The following is a 13,994-nucleotide window of genomic DNA, read 5'->3' as shown; positions in this document are numbered from 1 at the left end:
CTCGTGTAAACAGCACGTATCACTGCGCCAACACGCGGGCAAACCTGACCCAGTAAAGTTTCTCGCGCCCTGAAAAATCTCCTCCGATCACTAGGTTGGATGCGTGAGCGCACAGGATCTGCCACACGAACTTCGCCGTGCCTTGTCGGCCGTAGCCCGCGTGCCGAGGCTATTGGTCGCTTCGGACTACGACGGGACAATCGCGCCCATAGTCTCCGATCCGGCAAAGGCCTATCCCCATCGGGAATCGGTCAGCGCATTGCGTGCGCTCGCCGGCCTGACGACCACGACCGCGGCCGTCATCTCCGGCCGCGCGCTGCGAGATCTCGCGGCGCTTTCCCGGCTTCCCGTCGAGGTGCAGCTGATCGGAAGCCACGGCTCGGAATTCGATGTCGGCTTCGTGCACGCCATCGACAACGACGCCAAGCAACTGCTGACCGAGGTGCGTCACGCCCTGGCCGCCATCGCCGACGACAATCCCGGCGTCACCGTCGAAGCCAAACCGGCCAGCATCGCGCTGCATGTGCGCAATGCCACCCCCGAGGTGGGCCGCCGCGCGTTGCAGCAGGCGCGGCAGGGTCCGGCGAGCTGGGTCGGCATCCAGGTCACCGAGGGCAAGGCGGTCATCGAACTGGCCGTCATCCAGACCGACAAGGGCGCGGCCCTGGACATCATCCGCCATCAGGAGGGCGCCTCGGCCGCGGTCTTCTTCGGTGACGACGTCACCGACGAGAAGGCCTTCGCGCGGCTGTCGGGTCCGGATATCGGCATCAAGGTGGGCGACGGCGACAGCCTGGCCGAATATCGGGTGCCCAGTACCGAGGAGGTCGCCAAGGCCCTCGCGTTCCTGCTCGAGGAACGCCGCACCTGGCTGGCGGGCGCGTCGGCGCCGCGCATCGAGCGGCTGACCATGCTGGCCTCCCCGCGCTCCAAGGCGCTGCTCACCCCGGACGGGACCGTCAGCTGGTTCTGCCATCCCGAACCGGATTCGGCGGCGGTCTTCGCCCATCTGCTCGGCGGACCGGCGGCCGGACATTTCACCATCGCCCCCGAACGCCAGAGCCTGCCGCTGTCGCAGCGCTACGTCGACGGCACCATGACCGTCGAAACCCGTTGGTCCAGTTTGAAAATCGTCGACTACCTGCCGCACGACGTCGCACTGGAACGCACCGATCTGACCCGCGTGATCACCGGCGACGCGCGTGCGGTGGTCACCTTCGCACCCCGTCCCGAGTTCGGGCAGGTACCGGTGACGCTGGTCCGCGAACCGGCCGGCCTGCGCGTGCACGGCACCAACGACCCGATCGTGCTGCGCTCCCCCGGCGTGCAGTGGGAGATCTCCGAAGAGGGCATCCATCACGTCGCCCGCGCGGTGGTCGACCCCTCGCAGGGTCCGATCGTGCTCGAAATGCGCTGCGGCACCTCCGATCTCGCCCCGGCGATGGTCAGCGAGGCGGACCGGCGCAACGAGGCCGAGCGATACTGGCGCGACTGGGCCTCCGATCTGAACCTGCCGCCGCTCAAGCCCGATCTGATGAAGCGTTCGGCACTGACGCTGCGCGGACTGGTGCACGCTCCGTCCGGGTCGATTCTGGCCGCGGCCACCACCTCGCTGCCCGAAGACATCGGCGGCGTCCGCAACTGGGACTACCGCTACTGCTGGCTGCGCGACGCCTCGCTCACCGCGCACGCCCTGGTCACGCTGGGCTCGCTGGCGGAGGCCGAGGATTTCCTGGCCTGGACGCACCGCGTGCTCGAGACGCTGGCCGGACCGGAACGCCTGCACCCGCTGTACACGCTCTACGGCGAGACGCTGCCCCCGGAGGCGGTGCTGGATCAGCTGCCCGGTTACGCGGGCTCGCGGCCGGTACGCGTGGGCAACGCGGCGAATATGCAGGTCCAGCTGGATGTGTTCGGCCCGATCGTGGATCTGATCGCGGCCCTGGCCGAGGCTCGGGAGGGGAAGGGCATTCTCGACCCGGCCAAGGCACTGCCCGACCGCGACTGGGAACTCGTCGAGGCCATGGTCCAGGCTGTCCAGCGCCGCTGGCGCGAACCGGACCACGGCATCTGGGAGATCCGCGGCAACCCGCGTCACCACGTGTATTCGAAGGTGATGGGCTGGCTGACGGTCGACCGGGCGCTGAAGCTGGCCGAGCGGTTCGACCGCGGCATCGACCCGGTGTGGGTCGAACTGCGCGAGACCATCGCCGACGAGGTCAAGGCCAAGGGCTGGAACGAGCAGGTGCAGTCCTACACGGCCGCCTACGACGGCACCGATCTGGACGCCGCGACCCTGCACATCGGTCTCAGCGGCCTGATCGAACCGTCGGATCCGCGCTTCGCGGCCACGGTCGTCGCCACCGAGGCCGAGCTGCGCAGCGGCTCGACGGTGTACCGCTACCACCACGACGACGGCCTGCCCGGCGGCGAGGGCGGTTTCCACCTGTGTGCCGCCTGGCTGGTGGAGGCCTACCTGCTGATCGGCAAACGTGAGGACGCCGAGGCGCTGTTCGCCCAGCTGGTGGATGTCGCCGGTCCGACCGGACTGCTCAGCGAGGAGTACGACCCGGTCGCCGAACGCTCCCTGGGCAATCACCCGCAGGCCTACAGCCATCTCGGCCTGCTGCGCTGCGCTCAGCTGCTGAGCCAGCCGGTCGCGGCGGCGATGGTGCAGTAGCCCCAGCTCGCCGGATACCCGTCCCAGGGCCCGCGGTCGCTCGGATCGAGCGGTCGCGGGCCCTGTTCGTGGTGCGGTTCACATCCCGATCGGTCCGATCGATGGGGTCGGAGGTGGACACATACGCTACATTTAAATGGAAATCGTTTCCGTTAAGAGCTCGTGTGCAGGAGTACCCGCGTGATCAGAAGTTTCGCCGCTCGAATCGCTGTCGTCACGCTGGGCCTCACCACCGCGGTCACGCTGGCCGCCTGCTCGGGAACCTCCTCTGATTCGGGGAAGCCGAAGATCGTCGCCTCCACCGACGTGTGGGGCAGCGTCGCGGCGTCGGTCGGTGGGCCCGACGTCGAGGTGAAGTCGATCATCGACAGCCCGAACGTGGACCCGCACTCCTACGAGACCAGCCCGACCGACGCCGCCGCGATCCGCGATGCCGCACTGGTCGTCTACAACGGCGGGCACTACGACGAGTTCGCCGAGAAGGCGGCCGCCGGCCGCGGCAAACCCAGCATCGCCGCCTTCGACCTGCGCTCGGCGCCGAACGACGAGAACGAGCACGTCTGGTACGACATGAAGACGGTCGACGCGGTGGCCGGGCGGATCGCGGACGAACTCGGCCGCATCGATCCCGAGCACCGGCAGGCGTTCGCCGACCGCGCCGCGGCGCTGCGCGGGCAGCTGGCGGCCGTCACCGCGATCACCGCGAAAATCGCTGCCGCGCACCCGAAGTCGCCGGTGATGCAGACCGAGCCGCTGGCACACTACCTGCTCGCCGCCGCCGATACCGACGACCGCACCCCGCATCCCTTCGAGGAAGCGATCGAACAGGGCACCGATCCGTCCCCGGCGGATCTGGCGACGGTGCGAGACCTGTTGACCGGTAAGCAGGTTCGAACGCTGGTCTACAACATCCAGACCGAGGACAAGACCACGAAGGACGTCGCCGCGACCGCGAAATCCGCGGGCGTGCCGATCATCGAGGTCACCGAAACCCTCCCGGCGAACACCGATTTCGTGCAGTGGCAGACCGGCAACGCGACGGCGCTGGCCGCCGCGCTCGGCTGAGGTCGGTAGTGATGACGGGACGCACCCGAACCGAGGCGCCGGAGCACGCCCCGGCGCAGGCATCGCACAGCATCGCCCCCACGGTCTCCCTGCGCGGCGCGAGCCTGGCGTTCGGGCCGCGCACGCTCTGGCAGGGACTCGATCTCGATATCGCGCCCGGCGAATTCGTCGCGGTGCTGGGGCCCAACGGATCCGGTAAGACCTCGCTGCTGCGGATGCTGCTGGGGCAGCTCGCGCCGAGTGCGGGCACGGTCGAGGTGAGTGGGGCGCCGGCGCGACTGGGAAATCCGCGGATCGGCTATGTGCCGCAACAGAAGACGATCGACGCCGGTGTGCAATTGCGCGGCGTCGATCTGGTCGGGCTGGGTGTGGACGGGCATCGCTGGGGTCTGGGCTGGCGCGGCCGGGCCGAACGCCGCCGCCGCGTCGCCGACGCCCTCGCGCAGGTCGGTGCCGAACATTTCGCGAACGCGCCGCTGGAATCGCTGTCCGGCGGGGAGCAGCAGCGGCTGCGGGTGGCGCAGGCGCTGGCCGGTGATCCGCGCGTGCTGCTGTGCGACGAACCGCTGCTGAGCCTGGATCTGGCGAATCAGCGGCTGGTGTCCGAACTCATCGATCGCCGCCGTCGCACCCACGACACCGCGGTGCTGTTCGTGACGCACGAGATCAATCCGATTCTGCCGCTGGTGGATCGGGTGCTGTATCTCGTGGAAGGAAAATTCCGGATCGGCGCCCCGGACGAGGTGATGACCTCGCAGGTGCTGTCGGAGCTCTACGGCACCGAGGTCGACGTGCTGCGCGTGCGCGGCCGGCTGGTGGTCGTCGGCACCGGCGACGAGATCGATGCGCTGGGTACGCACCACACCGAGGGAGCCGGCGAATGAACGACAAACTCTCCGACGTCCTCACCAAGATGCTGGACCTGCACACCACCGCCGACCTGCTGTCCTACGACTTCGTGCAGCAGGCCGTGCTCGCGGCCGCCCTGCTGGGACTGCTCGCCGGCGTGATCGGACCGCTCATCGTGAACCGGCAGATGTCGTTCGCCGTGCACGGCACCAGCGAACTGTCGCTGACCGGCGCGGCGGCGGCGCTGCTGGTCGGCATCGGCGTGGGCGCCGGAGCGATCGCGGGTTCGGTGATCGCGGCGGTCATGTTCGGGTTGCTGGGTTCCAAGGCGCGCGAACGTGATTCGGTGATCGCGGTGGTGATGTCGTTCGGGCTCGGCCTGTCGGTGCTGTTCCTCTGGCTGGGGCCCAGTCGCGCCGGATCGAAATTCTCCCTGCTCACCGGACAGGTGGTCAGTGTCGGCGGCACCGGACTCACCTCCCTCGCGCTCTGCACCGCCGGCGTGCTGGCGGTGCTCGCGTTCATCTATCGCCCCCTGCTTTTCGCCAGCACCGATCCGGAAGTGGCCGTGGCGCGCGGGGTTCCGGTGCGCGCGCTCGCGGTGGTGTTCGCGGTGCTGCTCGGCGTGACCGCCGCCTTCGGGGTGCAGATCGTCGGCGCCCTGCTGGTGCTGTCGCTGCTGATCACCCCCGCCGCGGCCGCCGCCCAGCTCACCGCTAGCCCGCTGCGGGCGACGGTGCTGTCGGTGCTGTTCGCCGAAATCGCCGCGGTCGGCGGGATCCTGCTGTCGCTGGCGCCCGGCGTCCCGGTCTCGACCTTCATCACGACCATCTCGTTCGCGATCTACCTGGTCTGCCGGTTCATCGGCCGCCCGGTCGTGAATGCCCGCCGTCGGACGGCACTGCGCGCGCCGGCCACCACCGCGCCGGAGCCGGCCGGTGCGCCGGCTCCGCAGGTCGACGCCTCGAACGACCCGGGTTCGTCACGCGGTCGAGCGGAGGACGTGCAGCTGCCGGTCCGCGGGTGAGATCCAGCGGTCGTCATCGGCCGCCCGTCTCGCGTCAACTCGGCCAGCAGGACTGGCCGCCCGGTCCAGACAGCAGAATGATCAGGACGAAGCCGCCCATCATGGGCACGACCGCGAGGCCACTCGCGGCGACGACGAGATTCTGGTTGATGTCGCGGCGCGACCACAGTCGGATCAGCACGAGAAGTCCGAGGGCCAGCATGACCGCGGCGCCGGTGATCTGAAACGTCTGCGCGGCGCGGAACGCCGCGTCCCGGGCGGCGGCGTCACCGTGCACCGGGTCGCAGTAATCACCGACTCCGTGCGTGAAGAACGAATAGCCGCCCAGAAAGATGAACGGGCCCAGCACTACCGAGGCGAGCGCGTACATCCAGGCGAGGACGAAGGGTCGGTCGAGCAGAAGCCTCATCGCCGAACTGTAATTTCCCACCGGTGCTGGGAAGTCTCGGCCGATCCGCCCGCGTCTCAGATCGCGCCGCTCTCGCCGGCGAGCGCGAACAGTCCGTCCGCGGTCTGCTCGATCAAGCCGTCGACGAGCAGGGAATCCAGGGCCCGGTCGCGCTGGCCGGGATCGCGGGTCCAGGCCAGGTCGAGAGCCACGCGTTCGACCGGTCCGGTGGCCGCGCGCAGCACGTCGAGCAGGCGGCCGCGCGCCTGCCGATCGGTGCCGTCGTATTTCTGCGTACGGCGCACCACATCCGACGCCGGACGACCGGAGGTGACCCACGTGCAGCGCGGCAGCGGACAGCGTTCACAGTCGGGATTGCGAGCGGTGCAGACGGTGGCTCCCAATTCCATCAACGCCGCGGAGAAGATCGCCGCCCGGTCGATCCGGACCGGCAGCAGGGTCTCGGTTTCGGCCAGATCGCGGGTGCGCGGATTCCCGGCCTCGGCCCGGCCGTGCACCGCCCGGGCGACCACACGGCGAACATTGGTGTCCACCACCGGAACTCGCTGCCCGTAGGCGAAGCAGGCCACCGCCCGCGCCGTGTAGGCGCCGATGCCGGGGAGGGTGAGCAGCACCTCGACATCGTCGGGCACCACGTCGTCGTATTCGGCGGCGAGCACCCGCGCGCATTCGTGCAACCGCAGGGCGCGGCGCGGATAGCCGAGTTTGCCCCATGCGCGCAGCACCTCGCCGGGCGAGGCGGCGGCCATGGCCGAGGGCACCGGCCAGCGCCGCACCCATTCCGGCCAGATCGGTTCCACCCGGACCACGGGCGTCTGCTGCAGCATGATCTCACTCATCAGGATCTGCCAGGCGCTCACTCCGGGGCGCCGCCACGGCAGGTCCCGGGCCGACTGCTCGTACCAGTCGATCAGGATGTCGCTGTCCACGCCCGCGCCCGGGTCGCGGGTGGCCTCGGTCGCCGTCTTCGAGCTCACGACATCACCGCCGCGCGAGTCCGCCGGTGATCCGAAATTTGCCCACGTGTAGCGGAACGGACTCGCCGGTAGCCCTCAAGCCATGGAAAATGGGACGCATGCCTCATACCAACCCGATCAGTGCCTGGAAGTCTCTCCGCGAGGGTAACGACAGGTTCGTCAACGGCACACTCCAGCACCCCAGCCAGGGCGCCGCCGACCGCACCAAACTCGTCGGCGGACAGCATCCCCGGGCCATCCTGTTCGGGTGCGGCGACTCCCGGGTCGCCGCCGAGATCATCTTCGACCAGGGCCTCGGCGATATGTTCGTGGTCCGCACCGCCGGCCACGTCGTCGACGAGTCGGTGCTGGGTTCGATCGAATACGGCGTCGAAATCCTCAACGTGCCGCTGATCGTCGTCCTCGGGCACGACAGTTGCGGCGCCGTCCGCGCGACCATCGACGCACTCGACGACGGCAACGTGCCCGGCGGATTCATCCGCAGCGTGGTCGAGCGCGTGACGCCGTCCATCCTCACCGGCCGCCGCGACGGACTCACCGAGGTCGACGAACTCGAGGCCCGCCACGTGCAGGAGACCGCGCGCTTGCTCACCGATCGCTCGAAGATCGTGTCCGATCGGGTCGCGAGCGGGCAGTGCGCCATCGCCTGTGTGAACTACAAGCTTGCCGACGGCCGCGCGCTATTGCACAAGGTGATCGGCGACATCGGCGAAACGGTCTGAACCACAACGGTTCTCACACGGTGATCGCCGGGTGAGCGCGCCGCCGCGGAAGGCGGCGCGAAAATGTACCCGGCATCACCGCCATTTCGGCGCCGACACGCCGCGTACCTGAGCGGAACGGCACGATCGTGCCCTTACCGTTGTTGCCGTGCTGGAACCGAATGGACCGCTGCCGCCGGAGATCTACTGGCGTCGCCGCCTGCTAGCCATCGGCGCGCTGATCGTCGCGCTCGCTCTGGTGATCTGGCTGGCATTGATGTTGCTGCGCAGCGGCGGGGACGACAAAGACCCCAAGGCCGCGGCGGCGACCTCCACCTCCGCCAAGGCGGCCGGGTCCACCACCGCCGATCCCAGCGGTTCGAAGGTTCCGGCCTCGGGCACCGTCAATTCGACGGCCAGCGGCGTCCCGGCCCCGTGCCCGGATCAGTCGCTGGCGGTGAAGGTGACCGTCGGACAGCCGACCTACAAGGCCGGTGATCAGCCGGTGATCACCATCGTGCTGACCAACATCTCCACCGCGGCCTGCACCCGGGATATGGGTTCGGGCCTGCAGCAGGTGTGGGTACAGTCGCTGGACGGCCAGCGGAAGCTGTGGTCGAACACCGACTGCGATCAGGGCGGCCCGGCCGATCTGCGCACGCTCAACGGCGGCCAGCAGGCGGCGTTCACTCTGACCTGGTCGGGCACCACGTCGCAGCCCGGTTGTGCGGGCGATCGCGTTCCGGTGCCGGCCGGCGGATACGCGGTGGTGGCGCAGTTCGGTTCCGTGCGCAGCGCGCCGGAGACCTTCAACATCGCCTGACGCGGGATCGGATCCGGCGGCGGCCGAGGGGTTCAGACGGTGCCGGATTCCGTCGATCGGACCGCACCGGATTCCGACAGCCGGGACAGGCCCTCGCGGATCTGCCGGGCCAGATGCGCGTCGATGCCGTCGACGCCCTCGATCTCCGACGCACTCGCCGATACCAGGCCCGACAGCGAGCCGAAGGCGGCGATCACGGGTTCGGCACGGCGCAGCGGCACCCGCGGGATCTCGGCGAGCACCCGGTATCCACGCGGGCCCACGGCGGTGTCGAGAGCTTCGAACGTCGCCGGAAACCCCAGGGGCGGTGCGAGATTGGTGAGTTCCAGCAGATCCACCTCGAGCAACCCGTCGAGGGCGGCCAGGGTGCGGTCGACCATCGCGTCGTCGACCGGTTCGCTGCGGATGTAGTCGCGGACCAGCAGGCGGCGCAGGGCCTCGGTGTTGCCGACGAGTTCGGCCAGTTGCAGCGCCAGCTGCCGGCCGTCGACGCCGAGTTCGGCCACGTCGGAACTGATTTCGCGCGCGACGCGGCGGACCAGTTCCAGGCAGTGCACCACCGCCAGCACATCACGCACCGTCGCGCAGTCGTTCAACTCCACCAGTGACAGCTGCCGGGTGGTCTCGTCCAGCCGGGAGCGGTAGCGCTCCAGCGTCGCCATCGCCTGATTGGCCCGCGACAGGATGGTCTCCGAGGTCTGGATCGGATGCCGATGCCCGTTGAGATAGACCGTGACGAGGCCCGTCGAGCGGCTCACCGACACCACCGGATAGCCGGTCTGCGCGGCGGTGCGCTCGGCCGCCTTGTGCCGGGTGCCGGATTCGGTGGTCGGCAGGCCGGGATCGGGAACCAGATGGACGTTGGCGCGGCGGATGCGTGCGCCGTCGGTCGAAAGCACCACGGCGCCATCCATTTTCGACAGCTCACGCAGCCGGGTCGGCGAGAATTCGACATCGAGTTCGAATCCGCCGTCGCAGATTCGTTCCAGTTCCTCGTCGTAGCCGAGCACGATCAGCCCGCCGGTGCGGGCGCGCAGAATCCGGTCGATCCCGTCGCGCAGTTCGGTGCCCGGCACCAGCCGGGCGATGGTGGTGCTCAGACCGGGATCGTCGTCGGCCCGGACCGCCTCCGCCGCGGGCATCGCCTCCGCCGGAGCCGCCGCGACCGGCACATCCGCTGGGGTCGTGAACCTGCCGCGCGGCGCGGGACGTCCGAGCAGGTGGGTCACCCAACGGCTCGGGATCATTCCACAGCCTCCACACGCTCGCGTCGTCGCTTCGACAAACCACTCGAGGCGAGTGCCGCACGAACACTCGCGACCTCGTGCACCTTCATTCCGATGCCGGACAGGTCGGTCCCCGGCGGTACCAACGCCTCCGTGAAACCTAGCCGCTCGGCCTCGCGCAGTCTGCGCCCGACCCCCGTGACACGCCGGACCTCCCCGGCGAGGCCGACCTCGCCCAGCACCACCATGCCCGCGCGCAGCGGGATATCGCGTTCGGCGCCGGTGATCGCCACCGCGACGGCCAGATCGGCGGCGGGTTCGGTCAATCGCATCCCGCCGACCGTGGCGGCATACACGTCGTGCTTGCCCAGATACACACCACAGCGGCTCTGCAGCACCGCGAGCACCATCGACACCCGGTTGTAGTCCAGACCGCTGACCGCCCGCCGCGGCGCGGGTACCTGGGTGGATACGGTCAACCCCTGCACCTCGCCGAGCAGCGGCCGCTTACCGTCCATCGCGACGGTGATCGCGGTCCCGGGCACCTGATCCGCGCGGTGATGCAGAAACAGTCCGGACGGATCGCTCACCCCGACGATGCCGTCGTCGTGCAGTTCGAAACAGCCCACCTCGTCGGCACTGCCGAAGCGGTTCTTGATGCCGCGCACCATGCGCAGGGTGGAATGTTTGTCGCCCTCGAACTGCAACACCACGTCCACCAGGTGTTCGAGGGTGCGCGGCCCGGCGACATTGCCGTCCTTGGTGACGTGGCCGACCAGCAGCACCGCGATCCCGCTCGCCTTGGCCAGGGAGGTCAGGGCCGCGGTCACCGCACGCACCTGGGTGACGCCGCCGATCACCCCGTCCGCGTCGGCGGCCAGCATGGTCTGCACCGAATCGACCACCAGCAGTGTCGGCCGCACCTGATCGACATGGCCGAGAATCGTGGCGAGATCGGATTCGGCTGCGAGATAGACCCTTTCGTGCACGGCCCCGGTCCGGTCGGCGCGCAGCCGGACCTGCCCGGCGGACTCCTCGGCGGTGACGTAGAGCGCGCGCTCGTCGCGTTGCCGGGCCCAGCGGTGAGCGACCTCGAGCAACAGCGTCGATTTGCCGACGCCCGGTTCACCCGAGAGCAGCACCACCGATCCCGGCACGACCCCGCCGCCGAGGACACGATCCAGTTCCGCGACGCCGGTGGGCCGGGCGCGGGTGACCTTCGAATCGATGGTCGAGATGGGAGCTGCGGCCGTCGAGGGCAGCATCGCCCGGCGCCCGGCGGGATGCGTACCCGCACCGGCGCCGGCCGTCACCACCTCGTCGACGGTCCCCCATTCGTTGCATCCCGGGCAGCGCCCCACCCATTTGGCAACCTCGTTCCCGCATGACGAGCAGCGGTACAGCGACTTCACCTTGGCCACGTGCGCAGCCTAGAGAGAGGGGCCGACATGGGCCGGTAGCCGGGACGGTGTGCGCGGAGGCGAGTCTCAGTGGCCGCCGTGCTCGGCGACCGTCGCGCCCTCGTGCCGCGGGGTGTCCGGGCCGGCGTCGACGGGCACCTGCACCTGCACGGTGCCGGCGTTCTTGAAGTTGAAGGTCACGCCGTAGGTCAGGCCGGGCACGATGTCCTTGGACAGCCCGGTGATCTCGACCAGGATCGGATGCGCGTTCGGGTCGGCCGGCTGATCGGGCGTTCCGGCGCCCTCCTGGCGCGGGGACGCGCTGTGCTCCGGCGTGGGGGTCGCGGGCGAGCTGGCGGGCTGCGCGGGAGCGGAGGTCGGCGTCGAGTTCTCGCCCGCCTGGGCCGCCTTGGCCGCTTCCGGACCCGCGGCGACGACCGTCTGCCCCGGGACCAGATCCGGCGTGGCCGGGGTGATCTTCACCTGGCCGAGGTCGGTGGTGATGCTGACCAGCTGGTCGGTCTTGGACGAACCCTCGTTGATCGCACTGAACGCGACGACGGACTTGCCGCCCTTGGCGTTGGTGTACTCCTCCGACTGCGGCAGCAGGATGCGCACGTCACGCAGCGCCACATTGCCGACGGTGGCCGCGCTGCCGTTGACGGCGGGCACCTGGCTCGCGGTCTGCGAGATCTGGCCGGCACCGCATCCGGACAACGCCAGCGCCGCACCGGTGGCCAGCGCGGCAACAGCGATTGCGCGCCGCGACACCTTGGTCACATTCGACGCTGTGGTGGCTTTCAGGGCAGTCACGGGTTGTCCTCCATGTCGACCGGCTCACTCCACGATGGAGAGTAGTAGTAGGCAGCGTAGTAGTTCACAGGGTGGTCGGTGTGGACCGGTCCGGTGTAATGTTCCGCGGCGACCCGCGAGCCGCGTATCCCGTTCTGCCACAACAAGATGCATACGCGTCGCGATCTGTCAAGCCCCAAGGTCGGCCTGTTGTGGCCCCTGACCTGCGCCGTTGATCGCGGCGTTATCGAGTCGCATGTTAAACTGTGAACATCGAAAGGGGCACGGGACACATGATTTTTAAGGTCGGAGACACCGTCGTTTACCCCCACCACGGAGCGGCGCTGATCGAAGCAATCGAGACTCGCACCATCAAGGGTGTTCAGAAAGAGTATCTGGTCCTGAAGGTCGCTCAAGGCGATCTCACCGTTCGGGTTCCCGCAGAGAACGCGGAGTACGTCGGCGTCCGCGACGTCGTCGGCCAGGAAGGTCTCGACCGAGTCTTCCAGGTGCTACGCGCTCCGCACACGGAGGAGCCGACGAACTGGTCTCGGCGGTACAAGGCCAACCTCGAGAAGCTCGCCTCCGGCGATGTGAACAAGGTGGCCGAGGTCGTCCGCGACCTGTGGCGTCGGGAGCAGGACCGCGGCCTGTCCGCCGGCGAGAAGCGGATGCTGGCCAAGGCCCGGCAGATCCTGGTCGGTGAGCTCGCGCTCGCCGAGGGCACCGACGACGTCAAGGCCGAGACCCTGCTCGACGAGGTTCTCGCCGCGGCCTCCTGACCGCATCGCCTTGACGCTCAACTCCCGCCGCGTTGTGGCATTGGTTCCTGCCGCCGGTCGGGGCGTTCGCCTGGGTGAATCGACACCGAAGGCATTCGTCCCGGTCGGCGGCAGTCCCATGCTCGTACACGCAGTAGACGGTCTGATCGCGTCCGGGGTCGTCGACCGCATCGTGATCATGGCGCCCATCGAGATGATCGATGCGGCCCGGGAACTGCTCGCCGCCCGTGCCCACGCGGCCAGCTCGATACCGGTCGACGTGGTGGCCGGCGGCGTGGAACGCACCGACTCGGTCCGTGCCGGTCTCGCCGCCGCACCGGAAGCCACCCATGTCCTCGTGCACGACGCGGCCCGCGCCCTGACGCCGCCGTCGCTGATCGCGCGGGTTGTGGACGCGCTGGACGCCGGTCACCGCGCCGTCGTTCCCGGCATTCCGGTGGCCGACACCATCAAGGCCGTCGATACGGCCGGCGACGTCACCGGTACGCCCGACCGTTCGGGGCTGCGGGCGATTCAAACTCCTCAGGGCTTCGATGCCGCGCTGCTACGCGAGGCGTACGCGCTCGACCTGCCCGCCACCGACGACGCGGGCCTCGTCGAGGCGACGGGGGCGACCGTCGCGGTGGTCCCGGGCGATCCACTGGCCTTCAAGATCACCGGGCCACTCGATCTGAAACTCGCGAACGCGCTGGTAGCGGACGCCGCACTCCCCGCGACGACCGGAGCGGCGGTGACCGGATGACCGATCTCACCGCGCTGCGTACCGGCATCGGCAGCGATGTACATCCCATCGAACCCGGCCGGCCCTGCTGGATGGCCGGACTGCTGTTCGAGGGCGACGACGGCTGCTCCGGACATTCCGACGGCGATGTGGCCGCCCACGCTCTGTGCGATGCGCTGCTCTCGGCCGCCTGCCTGGGCGATGTCGGCGCGGTCTTCGGCACCGGACGACCCGAATGGGAAGGCGTATCCGGCGCCGCGATGCTGACCGAGGTACGGCGGTTGCTCGGCGAATCCGGATATCGGATCCTCAACGCGGCGGTGCAGATCATCGGTAATCGCCCCAAGATCGGGCCGCGACGCGCCGAAGCGCAAAAAATACTCGGCGAATTGCTCGACGCACCTGTTTCGGTTTCCGGTACGACTTCCGACGGTCTGGGACTCACCGGACGCGGTGAGGGCATCGCGGCGGTGGCGACCGCATTACTCGTGCACGACGGGCGATGTAGTACCGCATAACCACAGTCGGCGATCACCGCGGAT

14 protein-coding genes are annotated in these 13,994 nt (G+C 69.1%); 9 read left to right on the top strand and 5 right to left on the bottom strand.

Translation table 11 applies throughout. The features are described from left to right. The first annotated feature begins 103 nt into the window (after nucleotides 1–103). The 4 genes from otsB (at nucleotide 104) to IRT45_RS24430 (ending at nucleotide 5,621) form a co-directional block, all read left to right on the top strand. Nucleotides 104–2,680, top strand: a complete 2,577-nt coding sequence (otsB, locus tag IRT45_RS24445; RefSeq protein ID WP_194808225.1) for a trehalose-phosphatase — start codon at nucleotides 104–106, stop codon at nucleotides 2,678–2,680. 180 nt (nucleotides 2,681–2,860) lie between these two features. Continuing rightward, a complete protein-coding gene (locus tag IRT45_RS24440; protein WP_309241136.1) occupies nucleotides 2,861–3,745 on the top strand; it encodes a metal ABC transporter solute-binding protein, Zn/Mn family in 885 nt (294 codons plus the stop codon). An 11-nt stretch (nucleotides 3,746–3,756) separates the two neighbouring features. Continuing rightward, nucleotides 3,757–4,629 (top strand): metal ABC transporter ATP-binding protein, encoded by an 873-nt coding sequence (locus tag IRT45_RS24435; protein WP_194808224.1) that lies wholly within the window; start codon nucleotides 3,757–3,759, stop codon nucleotides 4,627–4,629. Then, nucleotides 4,626–5,621 (top strand): metal ABC transporter permease, encoded by a 996-nt coding sequence (locus tag IRT45_RS24430; protein ID WP_194808223.1) that lies wholly within the window; start codon nucleotides 4,626–4,628, stop codon nucleotides 5,619–5,621. The genes IRT45_RS24435 and IRT45_RS24430 overlap by 4 nt, the downstream gene beginning before the upstream one ends. 34 nt (nucleotides 5,622–5,655) lie before the next feature. Here IRT45_RS24430 and IRT45_RS24425 read toward each other — a convergent pair whose 3' ends face one another. Both IRT45_RS24425 and IRT45_RS24420 read right to left on the bottom strand, forming a co-directional pair. Beyond that, nucleotides 5,656–6,030 carry a hypothetical protein gene (locus IRT45_RS24425; RefSeq protein ID WP_194808222.1) on the bottom strand — a complete coding sequence of 125 codons (375 nt, stop codon included), beginning with the start codon at nucleotides 6,028–6,030 and terminating at the stop codon, nucleotides 5,656–5,658. Nucleotides 6,031–6,086: 56 nt separating this feature from the next. Next, a complete protein-coding gene (locus IRT45_RS24420) occupies nucleotides 6,087–6,959 on the bottom strand; it encodes an A/G-specific adenine glycosylase (RefSeq protein WP_194808261.1) in 873 nt (290 codons plus the stop codon). 146 nt (nucleotides 6,960–7,105) lie between these two features. Here IRT45_RS24420 and IRT45_RS24415 point away from each other — a divergent pair, with 146 nt between their 5' ends. Together IRT45_RS24415 and IRT45_RS24410 are read left to right on the top strand one after the other, a co-directional pair. Continuing rightward, the gene (locus IRT45_RS24415; protein ID WP_194808221.1) at nucleotides 7,106–7,729 is read left to right on the top strand and encodes a carbonic anhydrase; all 624 of its coding nucleotides are present in this window, start codon (nucleotides 7,106–7,108) and stop codon (nucleotides 7,727–7,729) included. Between the two features lie 148 nt (nucleotides 7,730–7,877). Beyond that, complete coding sequence (locus tag IRT45_RS24410; RefSeq protein WP_194808220.1) at nucleotides 7,878–8,531, top strand: DUF4232 domain-containing protein; 654 nt, start codon at nucleotides 7,878–7,880, stop codon at nucleotides 8,529–8,531. Between the two features lie 32 nt (nucleotides 8,532–8,563). Here IRT45_RS24410 and disA read toward each other — a convergent pair whose 3' ends face one another. The 3 genes from disA to IRT45_RS24395 form a co-directional block, all read right to left on the bottom strand. Beyond that, nucleotides 8,564–9,673, bottom strand: a complete 1,110-nt coding sequence (disA, locus tag IRT45_RS24405; RefSeq protein WP_194808260.1) for a DNA integrity scanning diadenylate cyclase DisA — start codon at nucleotides 9,671–9,673, stop codon at nucleotides 8,564–8,566. Between the two features lie 101 nt (nucleotides 9,674–9,774). After that, a complete protein-coding gene (gene radA / locus IRT45_RS24400; RefSeq protein ID WP_194808219.1) occupies nucleotides 9,775–11,178 on the bottom strand; it encodes a DNA repair protein RadA in 1,404 nt (467 codons plus the stop codon). A 66-nt stretch (nucleotides 11,179–11,244) separates the two neighbouring features. Further along, nucleotides 11,245–11,970, bottom strand: a complete 726-nt coding sequence (locus IRT45_RS24395) for a hypothetical protein (RefSeq protein WP_309241135.1) — start codon at nucleotides 11,968–11,970, stop codon at nucleotides 11,245–11,247. Nucleotides 11,971–12,242: 272 nt separating this feature from the next. Here IRT45_RS24395 and carD point away from each other — a divergent pair, with 272 nt between their 5' ends. Genes carD through ispF form a run of 3 tightly spaced genes read left to right on the top strand, consistent with a single transcriptional unit; the run spans nucleotide 12,243 to nucleotide 13,970 of the window. Next, the gene (gene carD / locus IRT45_RS24390) at nucleotides 12,243–12,731 is read left to right on the top strand and encodes an RNA polymerase-binding transcription factor CarD (protein ID WP_019931623.1); all 489 of its coding nucleotides are present in this window, start codon (nucleotides 12,243–12,245) and stop codon (nucleotides 12,729–12,731) included. A gap of 10 nt (nucleotides 12,732–12,741) precedes the next feature. Next, nucleotides 12,742–13,473, top strand: a complete 732-nt coding sequence (gene ispD / locus IRT45_RS24385) for a 2-C-methyl-D-erythritol 4-phosphate cytidylyltransferase (protein ID WP_194808218.1) — start codon at nucleotides 12,742–12,744, stop codon at nucleotides 13,471–13,473. A gap of 14 nt (nucleotides 13,474–13,487) precedes the next feature. Next, the gene (gene ispF / locus IRT45_RS24380) at nucleotides 13,488–13,970 is read left to right on the top strand and encodes a 2-C-methyl-D-erythritol 2,4-cyclodiphosphate synthase (protein ID WP_036497513.1); all 483 of its coding nucleotides are present in this window, start codon (nucleotides 13,488–13,490) and stop codon (nucleotides 13,968–13,970) included. Nucleotides 13,971–13,994 lie beyond the last annotated feature (24 nt).

Origin of the sequence: Nocardia sp. BSTN01 (genome assembly GCF_015354405.1) — a bacterium.
In the GTDB taxonomy this organism is placed as follows: Bacteria; Actinomycetota; Actinomycetes; order Mycobacteriales; family Mycobacteriaceae; genus Nocardia.
Note: the sequence above shows the minus strand (reverse complement) of the source record. Positions and strands in the feature narration are given on the sequence as shown.